Source organism: Actinomadura verrucosospora (assembly GCF_039540335.1).
GTDB lineage: Bacteria > Actinomycetota > Actinomycetes > Streptosporangiales > Streptosporangiaceae > Spirillospora > Spirillospora verrucosospora.
This window is the reverse complement of the sequence record NZ_BAABEV010000035.1, coordinates 80569-102179: the sequence shown is the minus strand read 5'-3', so window position 1 is coordinate 102179 and position 21611 is coordinate 80569. Positions and strand designations below refer to the sequence as shown.

Annotated in this window: 17 protein-coding genes and 2 pseudogenes; 13 read left to right on the top strand and 6 right to left on the bottom strand. The window is 75.8% G+C overall.

Annotated features, from left to right (window positions below; all coding sequences use genetic code 11):
- Nucleotides 1-19: 19 nt before the first annotated feature.
- A complete protein-coding gene (locus tag ABD944_RS30470; RefSeq protein WP_345182680.1) occupies nucleotides 20-1468 on the bottom strand; it encodes an AAA family ATPase in 1449 nt (482 codons plus the stop codon).
- Between the two features lie 275 nt (nucleotides 1469-1743).
- On the opposite strand from ABD944_RS30470, the gene ABD944_RS30465 reads away from it, so the two are divergent.
- A complete protein-coding gene (locus tag ABD944_RS30465) occupies nucleotides 1744-3000 on the top strand; it encodes a PucR family transcriptional regulator (protein ID WP_345182679.1) in 1257 nt (418 codons plus the stop codon).
- Between the two features lie 22 nt (nucleotides 3001-3022).
- Here ABD944_RS30465 and bdeA read toward each other — a convergent pair whose 3' ends face one another.
- On the bottom strand, nucleotides 3023-3898 hold the full coding sequence (gene bdeA, locus ABD944_RS30460; protein ID WP_378190560.1) for a bis(hydroxyethyl) terephthalate hydrolase: 876 nt from the start codon (nucleotides 3896-3898) through the stop codon (nucleotides 3023-3025).
- A gap of 123 nt (nucleotides 3899-4021) precedes the next feature.
- Nucleotides 4022-4156, bottom strand: a complete 135-nt coding sequence (locus tag ABD944_RS30455) for a hypothetical protein (RefSeq protein WP_345182678.1) — start codon at nucleotides 4154-4156, stop codon at nucleotides 4022-4024.
- 140 nt (nucleotides 4157-4296) lie between these two features.
- Here ABD944_RS30455 and ABD944_RS30450 point away from each other — a divergent pair, with 140 nt between their 5' ends.
- Nucleotides 4297-6372 (top strand): sensor histidine kinase, encoded by a 2076-nt coding sequence (locus ABD944_RS30450; RefSeq protein WP_345182676.1) that lies wholly within the window; start codon nucleotides 4297-4299, stop codon nucleotides 6370-6372.
- Here ABD944_RS30450 and ABD944_RS30445 read toward each other — a convergent pair.
- A complete protein-coding gene (locus ABD944_RS30445; RefSeq protein ID WP_345182675.1) occupies nucleotides 6369-6974 on the bottom strand; it encodes a response regulator transcription factor in 606 nt (201 codons plus the stop codon). The two genes, ABD944_RS30450 and ABD944_RS30445, sit on opposite strands and share 4 nt — an antisense overlap.
- 126 nt (nucleotides 6975-7100) lie before the next feature.
- On the opposite strand from ABD944_RS30445, the gene ABD944_RS30440 reads away from it, so the two are divergent.
- Nucleotides 7101-7847: an ABC transporter ATP-binding protein gene (locus tag ABD944_RS30440; RefSeq protein ID WP_345182674.1), complete on the top strand. Its 747-nt coding sequence runs from the start codon at nucleotides 7101-7103 to the stop codon at nucleotides 7845-7847.
- Nucleotides 7847-10273: an ABC transporter permease gene (locus ABD944_RS30435; protein WP_345182673.1), complete on the top strand. Its 2427-nt coding sequence runs from the start codon at nucleotides 7847-7849 to the stop codon at nucleotides 10271-10273. Before ABD944_RS30440 ends, ABD944_RS30435 begins: the two co-directional genes overlap by 1 nt.
- A gap of 3 nt (nucleotides 10274-10276) precedes the next feature.
- Here the strand turns inward: ABD944_RS30435 and ABD944_RS30430 are convergent, their stop codons facing one another.
- Both ABD944_RS30430 and ABD944_RS30425 read right to left on the bottom strand, forming a co-directional pair.
- On the bottom strand, nucleotides 10277-11026 hold the full coding sequence (locus ABD944_RS30430) for an SDR family NAD(P)-dependent oxidoreductase (protein ID WP_345182672.1): 750 nt from the start codon (nucleotides 11024-11026) through the stop codon (nucleotides 10277-10279).
- A complete protein-coding gene (locus ABD944_RS30425) occupies nucleotides 11026-11721 on the bottom strand; it encodes an SDR family NAD(P)-dependent oxidoreductase (protein WP_345182671.1) in 696 nt (231 codons plus the stop codon). Before ABD944_RS30425 ends, ABD944_RS30430 begins: the two co-directional genes overlap by 1 nt.
- Nucleotides 11722-11897: 176 nt before the next feature.
- Here ABD944_RS30425 and ABD944_RS30420 point away from each other — a divergent pair, with 176 nt between their 5' ends.
- The 9 genes and pseudogenes from ABD944_RS30420 to shc all read left to right on the top strand — a co-directional run bounded on the left by ABD944_RS30420 (nucleotide 11898) and on the right by shc (nucleotide 21596).
- Nucleotides 11898-12941: a PucR family transcriptional regulator gene (locus tag ABD944_RS30420; RefSeq protein ID WP_345182670.1), complete on the top strand. Its 1044-nt coding sequence runs from the start codon at nucleotides 11898-11900 to the stop codon at nucleotides 12939-12941.
- Between the two features lie 481 nt (nucleotides 12942-13422).
- Nucleotides 13423-14226 carry an SAM-dependent methyltransferase gene (locus ABD944_RS30415; protein WP_345182669.1) on the top strand — a complete coding sequence of 268 codons (804 nt, stop codon included), beginning with the start codon at nucleotides 13423-13425 and terminating at the stop codon, nucleotides 14224-14226.
- Between the two features lie 139 nt (nucleotides 14227-14365).
- Entirely contained in the window at nucleotides 14366-15286 is a 921-nt protein-coding gene (locus tag ABD944_RS30410) for a helix-turn-helix domain-containing protein (RefSeq protein ID WP_345182668.1), read from the top strand.
- A 291-nt stretch (nucleotides 15287-15577) separates the two neighbouring features.
- Entirely contained in the window at nucleotides 15578-16444 is an 867-nt protein-coding gene (hpnC, locus tag ABD944_RS30405; RefSeq protein ID WP_345182667.1) for a squalene synthase HpnC, read from the top strand.
- Nucleotides 16445-16576: pseudogene (locus ABD944_RS30400) on the top strand (squalene/phytoene synthase family protein); the annotation flags it as partial.
- Between the two features lie 82 nt (nucleotides 16577-16658).
- Nucleotides 16659-17294 (top strand): annotated as a pseudogene (locus ABD944_RS30395) (squalene/phytoene synthase family protein); the annotation flags it as partial.
- Nucleotides 17291-18694, top strand: a complete 1404-nt coding sequence (hpnE, locus tag ABD944_RS30390; RefSeq protein WP_345182685.1) for a hydroxysqualene dehydroxylase HpnE — start codon at nucleotides 17291-17293, stop codon at nucleotides 18692-18694. The pseudogene ABD944_RS30395 and the gene hpnE, both read left to right, overlap by 4 nt.
- Nucleotides 18691-19698: a polyprenyl synthetase family protein gene (locus tag ABD944_RS30385; RefSeq protein ID WP_345182666.1), complete on the top strand. Its 1008-nt coding sequence runs from the start codon at nucleotides 18691-18693 to the stop codon at nucleotides 19696-19698. The genes hpnE and ABD944_RS30385 overlap by 4 nt, the downstream gene beginning before the upstream one ends.
- A 32-nt stretch (nucleotides 19699-19730) precedes the next feature.
- A complete protein-coding gene (shc, locus tag ABD944_RS30380; protein WP_345182665.1) occupies nucleotides 19731-21596 on the top strand; it encodes a squalene--hopene cyclase in 1866 nt (621 codons plus the stop codon).
- The last annotated feature ends 15 nt before the right edge of the window (nucleotides 21597-21611 follow it).

Here is a 21611-nt window from a genome sequence, read left to right as displayed (position 1 = left end):
TAAATGGTCAAACCATGAACTAGATGGGCGGGACTGCGAGCGGATGACGGACGACCAGGGCCGCGGGGGCGCCCGCCGCCGGCGCGAGGTCGCGGCGCAGGGCGGCGGCGCGGGCGATGCGGGGCCCGTCGCAGCCGCGCGGGCGGACCTGGCGGAGCATCGCGCGGGCCCGGCGCGACCGGCCGCTCGCCCAGGCGTCCCGGGCGGCGGCCAGGTACCGGTCCGTCCGCGCGCCGTGCTCGACGGTCAGGGTCGCGGCGCGCTGCCACATCCGCCAGGAGTCGGCGTACCGGCCCGCCCGCCGGGCCGCGTCCGCCGCCCCCGCGAGCTCGGCGGCGAGCCGGTCGTCGGGCTCGCCCGTCACGGCCGCGCGGTGCCAGAGCCGCCGCGGCCGCTGCCACTCCTGGGCCAGGACGCCGGCGAGCAGCGTGTGCGCGTCCCGCCGCTCCTCGCGGGTCGCGTCCGCCCACAGCGAGGACCGGACGAGCCGGTTGCGGACCGCGACCCCGTCGCCCTCGAACCGCAGCAGCCCCGACTCGCGGGCCGCGTCGAGGTCGCCGCCGCCGATGCCGTCCGCCCGGACGGCCCGCTCCATCGTCGCGGCGCCGAGCCACTCCTCCGCCACGGTCATCAGCACCAGGCGCCGCGCCCCGGAGGGCAGCGCGCGGTAGCGGCCCCGGTGCAGGGCGCGCAGGGAGCTGGACGGGGGCAGCGCCCGCGGCGGCGGCGCGGCGCCCGACAGCTGCCCCGACGTCAGGGCGCCGGCCAGCTCGCGGATCGCGAGGGGGCGGCCGCAGGCCAGGTCGACGATCTCCTCGGTCAGGTCGCCGCCCGCCGAGCCGTCCAGGCAGAGGTCGGGCGCCGTGCCGCCGAGCGCGTCGCGCAGCACGCGCCGGCTCGCGTCCTCGGCCAGCGGCGCGAGCCGCAGCCGCCGGATCCCGGCGAGCGCGCCCCCGTCCGGCTCGCCGTCGCGGACGGAGAACAGCACCGCCACGGGCTCGTCCTCGACGCGCCGCGCCGCGAACGCCAGCACCTCCAGCGAGCCCGCGTCGAGCCGGTGGACGTCGTCGGCCCAGCACAGCACGGGCCCCTTCCGCGCGGCCCGGCCCAGCAGCTCGCACACCGCCGTGAACAGCACGAACGGCGCGGCGCGGGGCGCGCCGGACAGGATCGCGGCGAGGGCGTCCCGGTGCGCCGGCGGCAGCTGGGCGACCTGTTCGGACAGGGGGCGCAGCAGCCGGTGCAGCCCCGCGTAGGGGACGCCGGTCTCGCCGGGCACCCCGGTCGTGCCGAGCGTGCGGAAGCCCGTGCCTGCGCCGCGCACGGCGGCCTCCAGGAGGGCCGTCCGGCCGATGCCGGCGTCCCCGGCGACGACCAGTGCGCCGCCGTGCCCGTCCCGGGCCCGGTCGAGCATCGCCTCGATCGTCCGAAGGTCGCGTTCGCGTCCGTGCAGCCGTTCGTGTGTCATGCCGGTCCCTCCTCGGCGGGAACCACCCTCGCCCGCGAGCCGTGGGAGGCCCTATTGGACGGGGTCTCAAAAAGGGAAGGGGACCCTAGGGCAACACGGGCGCCCGGCACCGGTCCAGAGCGGGCTCCGGTTTCGGGGACGCGGCGCAACGCGGAGCGGCGGCCGTTGTGACCGCGCACAGTGTCGGCGTCCCACGATGGCCCGTGCGCCCCCGTGGTGGCACGATGAGGCCCCCGCGTTGTGCGGGGCGCGCCCGTTGCTGGAGGTGGCCCGCGATGAACGTCGGCCAGGTGGACGCCGATCGCACGATCATGCGCAAGGCGGTGCTGCGGCTCGCGGACCGGCTGCCGGACCTCGCCGACCGGCTCACCGCCGAGATCCTCTCCGGTGACCGCGGCGACCGCGACGACGCCTTCCGCCACGACGTGTGGGAGATGTGCCACACCGGGCTCGGGCACGGCTTCAAGACGATCCTGGACCCGGGCCGCGGCCGCGCCGACCTGGAGTGGGCGCGGCGGCTCGGGCAGCGGCGCGCGCACCAGGGGCAGCCGCTCGACCAGCTGCTGCGCTCCTACCGGCTCGCCGGGCGGGTGTTCTGGGAGGCCGTCGTCGAGGTCGTCGGACGGCACGACCCGGAGAACGTCGCGGCGCTGATCCGGCAGGCGACCCGCACCTGGGACACGATCGACCAGCAGTCCGGCGCGGCGGCCGCCGCCTACCACCGCACGGAGCTGGACCTCGCGCGGCGCAGCGAGGAGCGCGTCCAGGCGATCGTGGACGCCCTCCTGGACGGGCAGGGCGCCGACGGCGGGCTGCTCGCGACCGCCACGTCCGTCCTCGGGCTGCCCGCGACCGGCCGCTACGCCGTGGTGATGCTCGGCGCGGAGGGCGGCTTCGGGGACGGGGTGAACCGGCGGCCGGGCGACACCGGCGGGATGCGGTTCATCTGGCGGCTGCGCACCGACGCGCAGGTGGCGCTGGTCGCGCTCGGCGCCGCGGAGCTCGACGACCTCGTCGACGCCGTGCGCCCCTACGCCCGGTCGCACGCCGGGGTGAGCCCGGTCGTCGGCAGCCTCGCCGAGCTGGGCGGCGCCCGCTGGTTCGCCGAGCTGGCGCTGCGGACGTGCCGCGGCCCCGGCAACCAGATCGCCCGCCTGGACCGCCGGCTCCCCGACGCGCTCGTGCTGTCCCAGCCCCGTCTCGCCGGACGCCTCGGGGAGGTCGCGCTCGGCGGGCTCGGGGACGTCGACCCCGGGTTCCGCGACGCCCTGCTGACGACGCTGGAGACCTGGCTGGAGTGCGGCGGCTCGGCGGCCCGCGCGGCCGACCGGCTGTTCTGCCACCGCAACACCGTCCTGAACCGGCTCCGCAGGATCGAGCGGCTCACCGGGCGGACCCTCGCCCGGCCCGGCGACCTGGTCGAGCTCGTCCTCGCGCTGAGCGCGCTGCGGCTGCACGGCCCCGGGGACGGCGGGCCCGGCCCGAACGCCGAGGGGCCGCCCGCGCGGGGAGGCGGGCGGCCCGGCCGGTAGGGGGTCCGGTCGGCGACCGGGGTCAGGAGTTCGGGCAGGTGTCCCGGTACTCGGAGATGGTGAGGTCGCGCGAGGGCGCCGGGCACAGGAACTGGTCGTAGCGGGTGTCGTTGTCGATGTACCGCTTGAGCCAGGAGATGCTGTACTTCGCGATCGTCGTGTTCGAGGTGTTGGGCGCGAAGTGGCTGGCGCCCGCCAGCTCCAGGTACGCCTTCTCCGACGCCGCCGGGATGCTCTCGTAGAACGGCTGGGAGTGCGTGGCGACCGGCGCGACCGTGTCCGCCTGCGCGCCGATGATCATGGTGGGGACGCGCACGTCCGAGAAGTTCTTCTGCAGGTCCCACGGCGTCAGCGGGATCGCGGCCTGGAGCTGCGGCCGGTCCTCGGCGGCCTCCAGCGTCCCGCCGCCGCCCATCGAGTGGCCCATCACGCCGAGCCGGGTCGTGTCGATCCGGGTCCGGACGGTGCTGCGCTGCGTGAGGTAGTCGAGCGCGGCCTCCAGTTGCCGGGCGCGGCTGTCGGGCTGGTCGAGGCGGGTGAGGGTGTCGATCGTGAAGATGACGAAGCCCTGCGAGGCGAGTCGCGGCCCGAGCCAGGCCATGCTGGTCTGGTCGGCGGTGTAGCCGGGCGCCACCGCCACGGCGCCGAAGGTCCCCTCGGCGGTGCTCGTCGGGTAGTAGATCGTCCCGCCGCCGAAGCCGGTGACGCTCAGGGACGACACGCTCGTCTGGGACGTTGCGAACGGGCCGCGGAGGGCCTCGATGCTCTGCTGCGTCGGGGCGGGGCCGCGCTCGTAGGGGTTGTCGGCGGCCCGGGCGGTCTGGGGGACGGCGATGGCGGCCGCGGTCAGCGCCGCGGCCAGCGCCGTCTTCGCCGCGCGTGCGGTGAGGGTGGGCACGTCGGTTCGCTCCTGTTCCGGGGGGCGGAGCCGAGGGGCGGCTCCGGAAACGGGGCGGGGCCGGTCACCCGGCTCCGGGACGCACATTCTCGGCCCGCGCCGCGTCCGCCGACATCGGCGAAATCACCGGCCATTCCGGACGACCGCCCTGACCAGCCGGAAGAAGCCGAACGGCCGCAGCACGTCGTCGCGCCGCCACAGCTGCGCCGGGAGGGCGTCCCGGACGGTCACGTTCTCGACGACCTCGTACCCTGGCACCCGCCGCCGTGGCCCGGACTCGCGGGCGCGGGCGGCGGGGACGGCGGCCCTCGGGACGGGAAGCAGGGGCCGGGAAGCGGGGGACGGGAAGCGGGGGACGGGTGGCAGGGGCGGTACCGGCGGGGCCGCGGTCGGCACGGGTGATCGTCGGGGTGGTGCTCGCCTCGTTCGCCGCGGTGTACGCGCTGGCGGCGCCCTCGCGGACTGAGGGCGCCGCGCGGGCGGCCGCGGCGACCGCCCTCGTGCTGGTGGTCCTGCTGGCCCAGTTCGTCCAGGTCGTGCCGCGCTGGCGGCGATGGCGCGGCGGATGGTGCCTGGCCGCGCAGGCGGCCGCCGCCTACGCGGGCGTCGTCGCGTTCGGGACGTCGGCGGGGATCCTCGGCTTCGTCGTCGGGTCGCTGCTGCTCGCGGGCGCCTGGCCGGCCGCCGCCTGCGTCCTGGCGAGCGCGGCGCTCGCGGACGCCCTGCGCGGCGGCGCGAGCGCCGACGTCACGATCAGCTGCCTGCTGACCGGGCTCGTCGTCTACGGGCTGGTGCGGCTGGCCGACCGGGCGGACGACGTCGCGGCGGCCCGGCTGCCCCTCACCGTGGCGGCCGTGGAACGGGAGCGGCTGCGGATCGCGGCGGAGCTGGACGGCGGGCTCGGCGACGGCCTGCGGGCGATCTCGGCCGGCAGCCGGCGCGCCCTCGACCGCCCGGAGGCCGTCGCGGACGTGCTGGCGGTGGCCAGGGAGTCGCTGAACAGGGCGCGCACGGCCGCGGCGGGGCTGCGGAGCATGTCGCTGGCCCCCGAGATGGCGGCGGCGCGGGCGCTGCTGGAGGCGGCGGACGTCCGGGCCGAGGTGCGCGAGGGCCACCGGGAGCCGCTCGGCCCGGCCGGGGCGCTGCTGGCGACGGTCCTGCGCGAGGCGGTGACGGACGTGGTGCGCGCCGGTTCCGCACGGACCTGCCTGATCGCGACGTCGGAGCGGGGCGGCCTGGTCGGGCTGCGGGTGGTCAACGACGGCGTCCGCACGGCCGAGCGCGGCGCGGAGGGCCTGGAGCAGGCGGCGGAACGGGTGCGCGCGGCGGGCGGGACCTTCTCGGCCGGCCTGGACGGGGACGGCCGGTTCGCGGTGGAGGCCGCCGTCGCGGCGGGGGACCGCACCGTGAGCCTGCCCGACCGGGCGGCCTACCGGCTCTCGCTCGCGCTGCTGGCCGCGGTCCTGGCGGGGTTCTCCGTCAAGGGGCTGCTGCTGGTCCCGTGGGGGCCGCGGTGGCCGGCCGCCGCGGCGGGGCTGGCGCTGATCTCGGCGGTGGAGCTGCTCTGGGCCGGGCGCGGGCGGCCCCGGTGGTGGCCGCCGGTCCTGGCCGTCCTCTGCTTCGCCCCTCTCGCCGTCTTCGGGAAGGCGTGGCTGGGCGTCGCCGGGTTCCTCGCCGGGACGTTCCTGGTGGGGCTCCCCGCGTGGGCCGCCGTCCCGCTCGTGGCGGCGTCCATGGCGGTGACCGGCGCCGCCGCGCGGGCCCTCGGGCTCGGCGCGGCGGCCGTCGCCAACTACGTGGTCAGCACGCTGGTGACGGGCCTGGTGGTGTACGGGCTCGTCCGGCTGGCGCGCCTGGTGCGGGACCTGCGGGCCGCCGGGGACGAGCTGGCGAGGGCGGCGACCGTCCAGGAGCGGCTGCGGGCCGCCCGGGACCTGCACGACCTGCTCGGGCACAGCCTGGCGGCGATCCTCCTCAGGTGCGAGCTGGCCCGCCGGCTCGCCGGGGCGGACCCGGACCGCGCCCGCGCGGAGCTCGCCGAGGTCGTCGCCATGGCCGAGCAGGCCCGCGCGGACCTGCGCACCGCGACCGGCGGGGACGCCGAACTCGCGCTGGACGGTGAGGCGGCGTCGGCGCGGTCGGTGCTCGCCGCCGCCGGGGTCGAGGTCGAGACCGTCCTCGGGCACCCGGTCCTGGACGGGCGCGTGTCGGCGGTGCTCGGCACGGTCCTGCGCGAGGCGGTGACCAACGTGCTCCGCCACAGCGCCGCCACCCGCTGCACCATCGCGACCGGGGAGGACGGCGCCGCCGTCTGGCTGGTCGTGGAGAACGACGGGCTCGACCCGGCGGCCCCCCGGACGGCGCCCGGCGCCGGCATCGGGAACCTGACCACGCGGCTCGCCTCGGCGGGCGGAACGCTCAGCGCGCGCGCCGACGGAAAGGGATGCTTCCGGCTGGAGGCGAGGATCGGCTAGAGCCAGCCCGCTTCGCGTGCGATGCGCGCGGCGTCGGTGCGGCTGCGGGCGTTGAGCTTGGTGACGGCGGCCGTCAGGTAGTTGCGCACCGTCCCGGCGGACAGGTGGAGCCGCCCGGCGATCTCCGGGGCCTCCGCGCCCTCCGCCGCGAGCCGCAGCACGTCGGTCTCGCGCGGGGTGAGCGGGTTGTCGGCGAGGTCCCAGGCGGTGAGCGCGAGGTTCGGGTCGAGGACCCGCTCCCCGGCGGCGACCTTCCGGATGCCGGCGGCCAGCTCGTCCGGCGGCGCCGTCTTCAGCAGGAAGCCGCTGACCCCCGCCGTCAGGGCGCGGCGCAGGTGGCCGGGCTTGCCGTGCCCGGTGAGCATCAGCGTCGCGGTGTCGGGGAGGGCCTCGCGCAGCGCCGCCGCGGCCGCGAGGCCGTCCAGGCCCGGCATGTCGATGTCCAGCACGGCGACGTCGGGACGGGTCGAGCGGGCCGCGGGCAGCACCTCGTCCCCGCGCTCGACCTCGGCCACCACGGTGAGGTCGGGTTCGAGCCCCAGCAGGGCGGCGAGGGCGCCGCGCACCACGTGGTGGTCGTCGGCGAGAAGCACCTTGATCACGGCATATGTCTACCAGCCGGCGCCGACCGCCCCGGACGGCGTCACGCCCGGACCCATGACGAGGTCACGGGTGGCCGGTGATCTCCTCTCTGGTGGCCGGAACCGCAGGTCACAAGACTTGTGGGCATGAACGACGCGGTGCGCATGGACGCGGTGAGCCTGAACGCGGTGAGCAAGGTCTACGGACGGGGCAGGGGAGCGGTGGCGGCGCTGCGGGAGGTGACGGCGACCCTCCCGCGGGGCCGGCTCACGGCGGTGATGGGGCCGTCCGGCTCGGGCAAGAGCACGTTCCTGCACTGCGCCGCGGGTCTCGACACGCCCACGTCCGGCACGGTCCGGCTGGGGGACACCGAGCTGTCCTCCATGAACGAGACGAAGCTGACCGAGCTGCGCAGGCGGCGCGTCGGCTTCGTGTTCCAGGCGTTCAACCTGGTGTCGTCCCTGACGGTGGAGCAGAACATCACCCTTCCGCTGCGCCTGTCGCGCACCCGCCCGGACAAGGCGTGGCTCACGGAGGTGGTCGCCCGCGTGGGGCTGGCGGACCGGACCGGGCACCGGCCCGGGCAGCTGTCCGGCGGGCAGCAGCAGCGGGTCGCGATCGCGCGCGCACTGGTGACGCGCCCGGACGTCGTGTTCGGGGACGAGCCCACGGGCGCGCTCGACACGATGACGGCCCGGGACGTGCTGACGCTGCTGCGCGAGACCGTGGACGGCATGGGCCAGACGGTCGTGATGGTCACGCACGACCCGGTCGCCGCCTCCTACGCCGACACGGTGCTGTTCCTCGCGGACGGACGGATCGTCGACTCGATGGACGCCCCGTCCAGCGACAAGGTCGCCGCCCGCATGACCCGGCTGGGAGCGTGGAAGTGATGTTCGGAATCGTGCTCAGCACGCTGCGCCATCGCAAGGCGGGCTTCGCGGGGGCGTTCGCCGCGCTGCTGTGCGCGGCGGCCCTGATCTGCGCGTGCGGCGTCCTGCTCGACACGGGCCTGCGCGGCTCCGTCGCGCCGGAACGGTACGCGGGGGCGCCGGTCGTCGTCACCGGCGACCAGTCCGTCCACCAGGTGATCGTCAAGAAGAAGGGCAAGCGCAAGCACAAGGCCAAGCCGCTCGCCGAGCGCGTGTGGCTGCCCGCCTCCGTCGCCGCCCGGGTCCGGGCGGCGGACGGCGTCCGGGACGTCGTCACCGAGGTGACGTTCCCCGCCGAGATCGGCGCCCCCGAGGAGGACCGCCCGTCCTGGGGCCACGGGTGGGAGTCCGCCGCGCTCACCCCGTTCACCCTCCGCGAGGGCCGCGCCCCGGCCGCGGACGACGAGATCGTGGTCGACGCCGCCACGGCGCGCGCCCGCCGCCTGCACCCGGGCACGTCGGTGCGGGTCGAGGCCGCCGTCCCCGGCGCCTACCGCGTCGTCGGGGTGACCCGGCAGGCGCTCGCGCACCAGACCGCCGTCTTCTTCTCGACGGCTCAGGCGGCCCGCCTGTCCGGCCGCGGCGGCATGGTCACCGCCGTCGGCGCCCGCGGCTCCACCAGGGCCGTCGAGGACGCCGTGCGCGGCACCGGGGCGACCGTCCACACTGGCGGCGACCGGGGCCGGGCGGAGTTCCTCGGCGCGGAGAAGGCCCGCGTCAAGCTCATCTCCCTGGGCGGCGCCCTCGGCGGGACGGCCCTGCTCGTCGCCGTCCTCGTGGTGTCCGGGACGTTCGCGCTGTCGGTGCGGCAGCGGGAGCGCGAGGTCGCGCTGCTGCGCGCGGTCGCCGCGACGCCGCGGCAGGTCCGCCGGATGATCGGGGGCGAGGCGCTGCTGGTCGGGCTCGTCGCGGGACCGCTCGGCGCGGCGGCCGGCCTGCCGCTGGCGTTCCAGCTGCGGGACGAGTTCCGCGGGCTCGGCGCCCTGCCGCCCAACCTGGACCTCGTCGTCGGCCCGTTCCCGCCGCTCGCCGCCGCGCTCGCCACCGTCCTCGCGGCCGTGGCCGCAGCCCGGATCACCGCCCGCGGCGCGGCCCGGGTCCGGCCCGTCAAGGCCCTCGGCGACGCGGGGACGGGCCGCGGCCGGCTCGACGCCGTCCGGATCGCGGCCGGGCTGGCCGTCGCGGCCGGGGCCGCCGCCCTGACGGCGCTGCTGGCGCACCTCGACACGGAGGCGGCGTCCAGCCCGGTGACGATGCTGACCGCGATCGTCTGGACCGCGGCCGTCGCGCTCCTCGGCCCCGCCCTCGTCCGGGCCGCGGTCGCCGGGCTCGCCGTCCCGCTCCGGCTCCTGCCGGGCGGCGGGCACCTGGCGGCCGCCAACCTCGCCGCGGCCGCCCGGCGCCTGGCGTCCGTCGTCACCCCGCTGACGCTGATGATCGGGCTGACCTCGACGATCCTGTTCACGCAGACGACGATCGGCCACGCCGCGACACGGCAGGCGCGCGAGGGCACGGTCGCCGCGCACGCCGCCGGCCCCGCGGTCCCGCACGGCACCGCCGAGCGGCTCCGCCGGACGCCCGGTGTGACCGCCGTGACCGAGGTCCTGCACGGCACCGTCCGGGTCGGCCTGGAGAACTACGGCGTCCAGGGCGTCACGCCGGCGGGCCTCGACCGCACCATGGACCTGGACGTCCGGGCCGGGTCGCTCGACCGCCTGGACGCCTCCGGCATCGCGGTCAGCGCCACCGCCGCCCGGCGCCTCGGCGTCCGGCCCGGGGACCGGCTCGCGCTCACCCTCGGGGACGGCACGCCGTTCCGGCCCACCGTGATCGCCGTCTACGGGCGCGGCCTCGGCTTCGGCGACCTCACCGTCGACCGCGACCTGCTGGCCGCCCACGTCGACGACCCCCGCGGCGCGCTGCTGATCGCGGGCGCCCCGCCGCGCGGTCTCCCGGTCGCGGCCCCGGGCGCGCTCGCCGAGGCCCGGACGGCCGGGAACGCCGAGGTCGCCTACGTCGCGATGGGGCTGATCATCGCGTTCACCGCGATCGCCGTGGTGAACACCCTCGCGATGGCCACCGCGGGCCGGGCCCGCGAGTTCGCCGTGCTGCGCCTCGTCGGGACGACCCGGCGCCAGGTCATGGCGATGCTCGGGTGGGAGACGCTGGCCGTCGTCGTGATCGCCGCCGTCCTCGGCACGGCCGTCGCCCTCGCCGCGCTCACCGCGTTCGGCGCGGGCATGACGGACGGCCCCCCGCACGTCCCGCCGCTCGGCCACCTGGGGGTCCTCGCCTGGGGCCTCCTGCTCGCCGCGGCCGCGACCTTCCCGGCCGCCCGCCTCGCCATGGCCTCCCGCCCCGCCGACGCCGTCGGCGCCCGCGAGTGACGGTCAGGCGCGGCAGCGGGTGGTGCCGCCGTTGACGTGGAGGATCTGGCCGACGAGCGTCGGAAGGCGCTCGTCGGCCAGGAACGCGACCGCCGCCGCGATCTCCTCGGGGGTCGCGATCCGGCCGAGTGGCGTCCGGGCGGCGTACCGGGCGCGGATCTCCTCGACGGACACCCCGGCGGCGGTCGCGTCCGCCTCCAGCAGCGGCGTGTCCATCGCGCCCGGCGCGACGGCGTTCACCGCGATGCCGAGCGGGGCGAGTTCGCGGCCGAGCGACTTGGCGAGCGCGACGACGCCCGCCTTGGACGCCGAGTAGGCGCTCGCCTCCGGCCATCCGACCACGCCCCACTCGGACGAGGTCAACACCATCCGGCCGCCGCCGCGCTCGACCATGCCCGGCATCACGGCCTGCGCGCACGCGAACGTCCCGCCGAGGTCGATGTCGACCGTCCGCCACCAGTCGTCGAGGTCCTCCGACCTGGTGAACGGAGCCATCTCCAGCCGACTGGCGCAGGTGACGAGGAGCGCGATCTGCCCGCCCGTACGGCGCTCGACCTCCGCCACCATCGCGGTGACCGCCGCCGGATCGGAGACGTCGGCCGGCGCGGCGATGCCGTTCAGCTCGGCGGCGAGCCCGGCCACGTCCCGCCCGGGACGGTCGTTGAGGACGACCAGGCGGCCGTCGGCCGCGAGCCGGCGCGCCACCGCCTCGCCGAGCCCGCCGGCCGCCCCGGTGATCAGCGCGATCGTCATCAGACCACCGTCCCCGCGTTCGGGGACAGGACCTCGCCGGTGCAGAACGTGCCGTCCTCGATGAGGTAGGCGACGGCGAGCGCGACCTCCTCCGGGGAGGTCAGCCGCCCGGCCGGCACGCCCTGCAGATAGGACGGCCTGCGCCAGGGCGAGTCGTAGGGGAGCATCGGCGTGTCGGTCGGGCCGGGCGCCACCGCGTTCACCCGTACCCCGGACGGTCCGAGCTCCGCCGCCAGCGACCGGACGAACCCGAGCACCGCGCCGGTGGCCGCCGCGTAGTGCGCCTCGGCGCTCGCGCCGCCGACGGCGAGGTGAGAGGTGATCGCCACCATGCTCCCCCGGCCGCGCTCGGCCATTCCCGGCGCGAGGGCGGCGCACATGTTCACCACGCCGCCGAGGTGCACCCGCAGCATCCGCCGCCAGTCGGGCCAGGCGATGTCGGACACCGGGACGATCATGTGGTGCCCGGCCGCGTTCACCGCCGCCTCCACCGGGCCGAGCTCCCGCTCGATCCGCCGGACCGCCGCGCGCACCTGCGCGGGTTCCGCCACGTCCACGCTCACCGAGTGGTCGGTGTCCGGGGCCTGGCGCAGGTCGAGGCCCGCCGTCCGCCAGCCGCGTCCCGCCAGCTCGCGCACCAGCGCGGCGCCGACGCCGCCGGCCGCCCCGGTGACCAGCGCGACCCGCCCGTCCATGAGATCACCTCGCAACGCTCCGAAAGCACCAGGCAAACCCGGCATAACCGCTGGTGACAAGCGTCATGGGGATTTCTTGGCCGAACCCACCGCGGCGCGCCCGACCTTTCGTGCACTTGCCCAAAACACGGTCACGGGCGCGGGAGGGCACCCGGGCGGGGTGAGAGGGTGAGGATGTGACCAGCGATTCCACGCTGCCGCACCTGACCGTCCGGCAGCTCCTCGAGGTGCCGCGCTTCCGGCTGCGCCTTGTCGCCGGGCAGGACGGTCTCGACCGCCCGGTCCGCTGGGCGCACTCCACCGAGCTCCTCGACCCCGGCCCCTACCTGCACGGGCACGAGATCGTGCTGACGGTCGGCGCGTCGCTGCGGGACGGGGGCGCGTGCGCCGCGTTCGCCGGTTCGGTCAAAGCAGCCCGCGCGAGCGCCGTCGGCTACGGGATCGGCGACGTGACCGACGCCGTCCCCGAGGAGCTGCGCGACGCCTGCGACCGCGTCGGCCTCCCGCTGCTGGAGGTGCCGCGGGAGGTCCCGTTCCTCGGGTTCACCGAGTGGTTCGCCGAGCGGCTCGCGTCCGTCGGCGACGAGCGGCACGAGCGGGAGGAGACCGGGCGGCTGCTGCGCATGGTGCGCGACGGGCTCGCGTCCGCCGAGGCGCTGCGGCCCCGGATCGACGAGGCCGGGCTCGACCCCGCGTCCCTGCTGGTGATCGCGATGGACGGCGCGGTCGAGGAGGAGCTGCCCGGCGTCCTCGGCCTGGACGACCACACGGCCCTGCTCGTCACCAACGACGCGCACGCCTGGGCCGAGCCCGCCGGCGTCGGCAGCCCCGGCCCGCTGGAGCACCTGCCGGTCTCGCTCACCGAGAGCCTCACCGCCCTGGACACCGCGCGCCGCACCGGCGGGGTCGTGCACGCCGCCGACCTCGCCACCTTCCAGGCCCTCCTCGGCCGCCTCGACCAGGAGCAGCTCGCCCCGTTCGCCGAACAGATCGCCCGTCCGCTGAGGGAGTACGACGCCGCGCACGGCACCCGCCTCACCGAGACGCTGCGCACCTTCCTGGACATGGGCGGCGCGGTCGGCGCGACGTCGCGGGCCCTGTACCTGCATCCCAACACCCTGCGCCACCGGCTGTCCCGGATCGAGTCGCTGACCGGCCGCGACCCCATGCGGTTCGAGGACCGGGTGGCGCTCGCGATCGCCGTCTGGGCGGGCCGCTGAGGGCCGTCCCCCTGGACGCTCTCAGGCTGGACGAGGCGAATGTCCGAAACGCCGCATTGAAGAAACGTGTGATTAGGTGCGGTGCCGGGTGACGGTTTTTCAAGAATCACCTGATATAGGCGACTATGAGGGTTTGGAGGCTTCGGTCACGGGCGCCGCTCGGTCAAGTAAAATCTTGGAAAAGTGAAAGGTGAATTTCCGCGGTGGTCCGGCCGGTTCATCCTGGCGGCGCGGACACCGATCCGTGTCCCGCCCGTAAGAGATCGATCGGTCCTCCGGGCGGAGGGCGTTCGGCGATCGCTTTCGTCACACCTGGCGCACGCGCCACCCGATTTTCGGGGTTTCCGCCACTCTGTGTATTCATTATCGTCCCGAATCGGTGCGCGGACAGGTCCGAATTTCACTTTTCCGGCCGCCTCTGGGGCGCGGGGTCTAGGTTTGCCGCGAGAGGTGCCCGTACCTGCTGGAAGGAGCGTCAGACATGACGGATACCACCCGGGGCCCGGGAAAGGGATCGGACACCAAGATCAACACAGAGGTGCCGCAGTCGGCGCGGATCTGGAACTACTGGCTCGGGGGGACCGACAACTACGAGGTCGACCGGCTCGCCGGCGACCACTACGTCTCGCTGTACCCGGGCATCGTGGAGATCGCCCGCGCGGGCCGCTACTTCATGGACCGGGCGATCCGGTTCCTCGCCCGCGAGCGGGGGATCCGCCAGTTCATGGACTGCGGGACCGGCCTTCCCACCGTCGACAACACCCACGAGATGGCCCGCCGCGCCGCCCCCGACGCCAAGGTCGTCTACGTCGACAACGACCCGCTCGTCCTCGCGCACGCCCGCGCCCTGATGAACGAGGGCCGCACCGCCTACATCGACTGCGACCTGCACGACCCGAAGACGATCATGGACCGGGCCTCGGAGCTGCTGGACCTGTCCCAGCCCGTCGGCCTGATGATCATTGGCGTGCTGGGGCACATCGTCGACCCGGACGAGGCCTACGGCGTCGTCCGCGGGCTGATGGACCCGCTGCCCTCCGGCAGCTACCTCATCCTGCACGACTCCACCGACGAGAACGCGCGGTTCAACGCGGCGCAGCGCGCCTACGACGAGACCGGCGCGATCCCGTTCCGGCTGCGCGACCCCGAGTTCATCCGCGGCTACTTCGACGGCCTGGAGCTGGAGGAACCGGGGCTGGTGACGAGCGGGGCGTGGCGTCCCGAAGTCGGGCCGATCGAGGGCGAGAGCCTGCCGACCAGGTGCGGGGTGGCCCGTAAACCCTGACGCGCCGTGCCGGGAACCGTCTCCGGGGTCCGGGCCGCGTGGCCGGGACGGTAAGTAACATACGGTCTTATCTCCGACGCGGAGCGTGAACTATAGTCGGAGCGGTCGTCCATGCCGTCTTCCGATGAGGAGTCCCCCCTTGGCCTCCGTCACGATCACCGGCAGCAGGAAACCGCCGCCCGGGCGCAGCGCTCCGGCCGGCGCGGTCCCCGCGCAGGGCGACCCGTTCGTCCCGCGCATGCTGCTCGGCAAGCGGCTCCGCGAGCTGCGGGAGGCGGCCGGGCTGCCCCGGCCCGGGGCCGGCCTGGCGATCGGCGCGTCCGAGTCGAAGATCGCCAGGCTGGAGCTGGGCCGCACGGGCGCCAAGGCCGCCGACGTCGCCGGCCTGCTCGACCGCTACGGCGCCGACCCCGGCGAGCGCGCGACCCTGCTCGCCCTGGCCGAGCAGACCGGCGCGCGGCCCTGGTGGCACGGCGACGCCGACATCGTGCCGCGCTGGGTCCGCGACTACCTGAGCGCCGAGCAGGCGGCCAGGCTGGTCCGCACGTTCGAGGCCCAGTTCGTCCCCGGCCTGCTCCAGACCGAGGACTACACCCGCGGCCTGGTCCGCGGCCTGCGCCCCGAGTCCGAGGACGAGGTCGAGCGGCGCGTCGAGTTCCGGATGCGGCGCCAGCGCGTCCTGCGGCGCCGGCCGCGCCCCCTCAACCTCTGGGTCGTGCTCGACGAGGGGGCGCTGTGGCGTCCCGTCTGCGCGCCCGAGACGATGCGGCTGCAGATCAGACACATCATCGAGCAGTGCAGGCGGCCGAACGTCACGATCCAGATCGCGCCCCTCGGCATCTCCGGCCAGGTGGCCGGCGACGGGTCGCTCACGCTCGTCCGGTTCCCGCAGCAGGGCCTCCAGGACATGGTCTATCTGGAGCGTCCCGACAATGCCGTCTACCCGACGCGGCGCGCCGACATCGAGCACCACTGGCACATTTTCAACACGCTGGTCACCGAGGCCGCACCGCCCGAGCAGACGCCCCGGATACTCGCGCGAATCCTCACCACCTACTGAGCCGGCCCCAGCCCGTTCCGCCCGGATCGCCGCCTCCATCCCGCCAGGTAATGATCATCCACAGGTGAATGCGCGATGACCGCCGGTGATCGCCGGACTCTCCGATTCCCTGTTCCCGCCTGACCGCTTCCGGCCTATTTTCATAAAGGACGGAAAATCGGGAGGCTCGGCGCGGCCGATCGGGGACGTACGCGTCATGGGCCCCGTCGATGGCCATGTTTACCGGCCGGCCACCCGGTTAACGGGCATCGATGTACGCCCCCGCGCCGCCACCGCCCCAGGGGGAACGCCATGTCCGTCAGCGAGCGTTTGTGGAACGCCACCGAGGAACGCCGGGCGAGGACCGAACTGCAGTCCGGGGAGAACTTCCCCGTCGCCTCCCGGCTGCTGCCCGCGCGCCACCGCGCGCACCTGCTCAACGTGTACGGGTACGCCCGCCTGGTCGACGACATAGGGGACGAGGCGCCGCCGGGCGAGCGGGCCGGTCTCCTCGACCTCGTCGAGCGCGACCTCGACCGCGTCTACGCGGGGGAGCGGCCGGAACTGCCCGTGCTGCGCGACCTCGCCGCGACGATCGTCGCCCGCCGCATCCCCGCCGAGCCGTTCCGCCGCCTGGTCCGGGCGAACCGCCAGGACCAGGAGGTCACCCGGTACGCGACGTTCGACGACCTCCTCGGCTACTGCGCGCTGTCCGCCGATCCGGTCGGGCACATCGTCCTGCACGTGTTCGGCGCCGCCACGCCGGACCGGCTGCGCCTGTCGGACCGGGTGTGCTCCGCGCTGCAGATCATCGAGCACTGCCAGGACGTCGGCGAGGACCACCGCAACGGGCGCGTCTACCTGCCCGCGGACGACCTGCGGCGGTTCGGGTGCGCCGAGGACGACCTCACCGCCCCGGCGACCCCGACCCGGCTGCGCGGCGTCGTGGCGCTCCAGGCGAGGCGGGCGCGGCGCATGCTCGACGAGGGCGCCGGGCTCACCGGCGGGCTCCGGGGGTTCGCGCGCATCGCCGTCGCCGGATACGTCGCGGGCGGCCTCGCCGCCCTCGACGCGCTGGAGCGCGCCGCCTACGACGTCCTGCCGGGCCCGCCGCGGCCGAGGAAGGTGCGGCTGCTCGCCGAGTGGTCGCGGACCATGGGAAGGAGAAGGGCAGCTTAGATGGACGCTTCCACCGCCTACCGGCACTGCGAGAGCGTCGTGCGCTCCCAGGCGCGCAACTTCTCGTACGGGATCCGGCTGCTTCCCCCGCCCAAACGGCGGGCCCTCAGCGCCGTGTACGCGTTCGCCCGGCGGATCGACGACATCGGCGACGACCACGGCGGACCGGCTTGCGAAGCTCGCCGCCGAGCGGGCGCGGCTCGCCGAGCCCGGTGCCCATCCCTCCGACCCGGTGCTGGTCGCGCTGGCCGACGCCGCCCGCCGCCACGCGATCCCCCTCGACGGGTTCGGCGAGCTGATCGACGGCTGCGAGGCCGACGTGCGCGGCGAGACCTACGACACCTTCGACGATCTCCTCTGGTACTGCCGCTGCGTCGCCGGGGCCGTCGGCCGCCTGTCGCTCGGCGTGTTCGGGACGGCCGACCCCGCCGCGGCCGTGCCGCGCGCCGACGCGCTCGGCGTCGCGCTCCAGCTGACGAACATCCTCCGCGACGTCCGGGAGGACGGGGCGAACGGCCGCGTCTACCTCCCCGCCAAGGACCTCGCCCGGTTCGGGTGCACCCTGGAGCGCGACGAGGCGGGCCGGACGACCGACGACCCCGACCGGCTGGCGGGCCTCGTCCGCTTCGAGGCGGACCGGGCGGAGCGGTGGTACGCCGACGGCTTGAAGCTGCTGCCCATGCTCGACCGGCGCAGCGCCGCGTGCGCGGGTGCGATGGCGGGCATCTACCGGCACCTGCTGCGGCGCATCACGGCCGACCCGCTGACCGCGCTGGAGACGCGGACGTCCCTGCCCACCTGGGAGAAGGCGACCGTGTCCGCCATGGCGATGGCCGGGATCCACCGGTGAGCGCCCGCGACGGCGCCCCGCCGGAGGTCGCGATCGTCGGCGGCGGGCTCGCCGGGGTCACCACCGCGCTGGCGCTCCAGGAGACGGGGGTGCGCGCGACGATCTACGAGGCGCGTCCCCGGCTCGGCGGCGCCACCCACTCGTTCTCGCGGGACGGGCTGACGGTCGACAACGGGCAGCACATCTTCCTGAAGTGCTGCTCGGCGTACCGGGGCCTGCTCGCACGGCTGGACGCCCTGGACCGCGTCCGCGTCCAGGACCGCTTCGACGTCCGCGTCCTGACCCCGGACGGCCGGGCCGGACGGCTCCGCCGTGCGGTGTCCACTGCACGGCTCCGCCGTGTGAAGGCCCCCGGCCCCCTGCACCTGCTGCCCGCGCTCGCCGGGTACCGGCTGCTCTCGCCGGCCGACCGGCTGCGGGCGGTCGGCGCGTCGCTGGCGCTCGACCGCCTCGACCTCTCCGACCCGTCGCACGAGCGGATCAGCATGGGCACCTGGCTCGCCGAGCACGGGCAGGGGCCCTGGGCGCGCGAGGCGCTCTGGGAGCTGTTCGTCACGGCCGCGCTCAACGCCCGGCTGGACGGCGCCGCGCTCGGCCCCGCCGCGTTCGTGTGCCGGACCGCGCTCCTCGGCCGCCCGGACGCCGCCGACATCGGCGTGCCGGCGGTCCCGCTCGGCGACCTGCACGGCGCGCTCCCGGCGGCCAGGATCGAGCGGGACGGCGGCCGGATCCACCTGAACGCGAAGGTGACGGCGATCGACGCCGGTCCGAAGCTCGTCGTGAACGGCGCCCCGGTCGGCGCCGACGCCGTCGTGGTCGCCGTGCCCCACCGGGCGGCGGCCGCGCTCGTCCCCGAGGAGGCGGCCCCCGGCCGGGCGCGCTGGGCCGGCCTCGGCTCCAGCCCGATCGTCAACGTCCACGTCGTCTACGACCGTCCCGTCCTGCGGGTCGACGTCGCCGACCCGCCGTTCGCCGCGGCGGTCGGCTCGCCCGTCCAGTGGGTGTTCGACCGCACCGCGGTCAGCGGCCTCACCGGCGGCGGCCAGTACCTGGCGGTCTCGGTCTCGGCGGCCGACCGCTGGGTCGACACGCCCACCGCCGCGCTGCGCGCGGTCTACCTCGCCGAGATGGAGCGGCTGTTCCCGGCCGCGCGGCGCGCCCGCGTCACCGACTTCTTCGTGACGCGGGAGCGGCACGCGACGTTCCGCCAGAGCCCCGGCAGCGAGGCGCTGCGCCCCGCGTCCGCGACCCGGCTGCCGTGGCTGTTCCTCGCCGGCGCGTGGACGGACACGGGCTGGCCGGACACGATGGAGGGAGCCGTGCGCAGCGGCCTGACCGCGGCCCGGCTCGTCCGCCGCCACCTGCGCCGGACGGCCCCGGACGGGGTGAGCGGCCGATGACCGTCCCGACCTCGATCACCGGCGGGCGCGCCCTGGTCGACCAGGCCATGCGCGCGTCCGCGGAGCGGCTCGACCCGTGGACCCGCCGCGTCGTCGCCTACCACCTCGGCTGGACCGACGAGAACGGGGAGCCCGCCGCCGCGGGCGGCAAGGCGCTGCGCCCCGCGCTGGCGCTGCTGTCCGCGCGGGCCGCCGGCGCGTCCGAGGAGACGGCGCTGCCCGGCGCCGTCGCCGTCGAGTTCGTGCACGCGTTCTCGCTGCTGCACGACGACATCATGGACGGCGACCGGACCCGCCGGCACCGCCCGGCCGCCTGGACGGTGTTCGGCCCGTCCGCCGCCATCCTCGGCGGCGACGCGCTGATGGCGCTGTCGGAGAACCTGCTCCTGGACCAGCAGACGCGCGGCGCCCACTGGGCGGCGCGCGCGCTGACCGCCGCCACGCAGCGGCTCATCGCGGGCCAGGCGCTCGACATCGGGTTCGAGCAGCGCGACGACGTCACCCTCGACGAGTGCCTGGCGATGGCGGCCGACAAGACGGGCGCCCTGCTCGCCTGCGCGTGCTCGATCGGGGCGATGCTGGCCGAGGGCCCCGCCCGGCTCGTCACCCACCTGACCGGCTTCGGCGCCGAGATGGGCCTCGCGTTCCAGCTCGTCGACGACCTGCTCGGCATCTGGGGCAGCCCGGACGCGACCGGCAAGCCCGTCCTGGCCGACCTGCGGGCGCGCAAGAAGTCGCTCCCGGTGGTGTACGCGCTGAACGCCGGGCGCCCCGAGTCGCGGCGGCTCGCCGCGCTGTACGCCGACCCCGGGACGCCGTCCGAGGACGCCCTGCGGGAGACGGCCCGGCTCGTCGAGGCGGCGGGCGGGCGCGACTGGGCCTCCGCCGAGGCCGACCGCCGCGTCGCCGCCGCCGGGCGCCACCTCGACGAGTCCGGCATGGACGGCGCCGTGGCCGCCGAGTTCCGCGACATCGCCCTGTTCGTCACCTCCCGGGACCACTGACCCCGCCGCGCCGGCGAGAAGGGAAGCGCTGCATGACCACCACCGACGTGTCCGGACTCACCGGCGCGGCCGCCGCCGCCGTCGACGCCGCCCGCGACCGCCTGATCGGCCTCCAGTCGCCCGAGGGCTGGTGGAAGGCCGAGCTGGAGACCAACGTGACCATGGACGCCGAGGACCTGCTGCTCCGCCAGTTCCTCGGCATCCGCTCCGACGCCGACACCAAGGACGCGGCGCGCTGGATCCGCTCCCGGCAGCGCGACGACGGCACGTGGGCGAACTTCCACGGCGGCCCGGCCGACCTGTCCACCACGATCGAGGCGTACGTCGCGCTGAGGTTCGCCGGTGACCCGGTGGACGCCGCGCACATGCGCGAGGCCGCGGCCTACGTGCGGGAGGCGGGCGGCATCGAGGGCAGCCGCGTCTTCACCCGCGTCTGGCTGGCGCTGTTCGGCCAGTGGTCCTGGGACGACCTGCCGGTCATGCCGCCCGAGCTGATGTACCTGCCGAGCCGCGTCCCCCTGAACGTCTACGACTGGGCGTGCTGGGCACGGCAGACGATCGTCCCGCTGACGATCCTCGGGTCGCTGCGCCCGGTCCGGGCCCTGCCGTTCGACCTGCCCGAACTGCGCCGCGGCGTGATGCCGGCCCGGGAGGCCCGCGGCTGGGGGGCGGCGTTCAACGCCCTCGACCGCGTCCTGCACGTGTACGAGAGGCGGCCGGTGCGCCCGCTGCGCCGGGCGGCGCTGCGCCGGGCCGCCGACTGGATCGTCGCCAGGCAGGAGGCCGACGGCTGCTGGGGCGGGATCCAGCCGCCGTGGGTGTACTCGCTGATGGCGCTGCACGAGCTCGGCTACGGCCTCGACCATCCGGTCATCAGGCGCGGCCTCGACGGGCTCGAACGCTTCACGATCCGCGACGGGAAGGGACGCCGCCTTGAGGCGTGCCAGTCACCCGTCTGGGACACGGTCCTCGCCGTGAACGCGCTCGCCGACGCGGGGGTGGCCGCCGACCACCCGTCCCTGCTGCGGGCCGCCGAATGGATCGTCGGCGAGGAGGTCCGCGGGCCGGGGGACTGGGCGGTGAAGCGGCCGGACGTCCCGCCGGGCGGCTGGGCGTTCGAGTTCGACAACGACGTCTACCCCGACACCGACGACACCGCCGAGGCGATCCTGGCGCTGCGCCGGGCCGCCTTACCGGCGGCGGAGGAGCCGATCAGGCGGGCCGTCCGCTGGCTGGAGGGGATGGCCTCGCGCGACGGCGGCTTCGGCGCCTTCGACGCCGACAACACCCGCGAGCTGTGCACGAAGCTGCCCTTCTGCGACTTCGGCGCCGTCATCGACCCGCCGTCCGCCGACGTCACCGCCCACGTCGTTGAGGCGCTGTCCAAGGAGGGCCTCGCGGAGTCGGCCGTGGTCAGGCGCGCCGTCGTGTGGCTGCTCCGGGCGCAGGAGGCGGACGGCTCGTGGTTCGGGCGCTGGGGGGCGAACCACGTCTACGGCACGGGAAGCGTGGTGCCCGCGCTCGTCGCGGCCGGGGTGCGTCCCGGCAAGCCCGCGATCCGGCGCGCCGTGGTCTGGCTGGAGGACCACCAGAACCCCGACGGCGGCTGGGGCGAGGACCTGCGCTCCTACGACGACCCCGCGTGGATCGGGCGGGGCGAGTCCACCCCGTCGCAGACGGCCTGGGCACTGCTGGCGCTGCTCGCCGCGGGCGAGCGCACCCCTGCCGTGGAGGCCGGCGTGCGGTGGCTCGTCGACCACCAGCGCCCGGACGGCAACTGGGACGAGGAGCAGTTCACCGGCACCGGCTTCCCCGGCGACTTCTACATCAACTACCACCTGTACCGCCTGGTCTTCCCCCTGAGCGCCCTCGGCCGCTACCTGGAGGGCGCGGCATGAGGCGGGGGCGCGGAC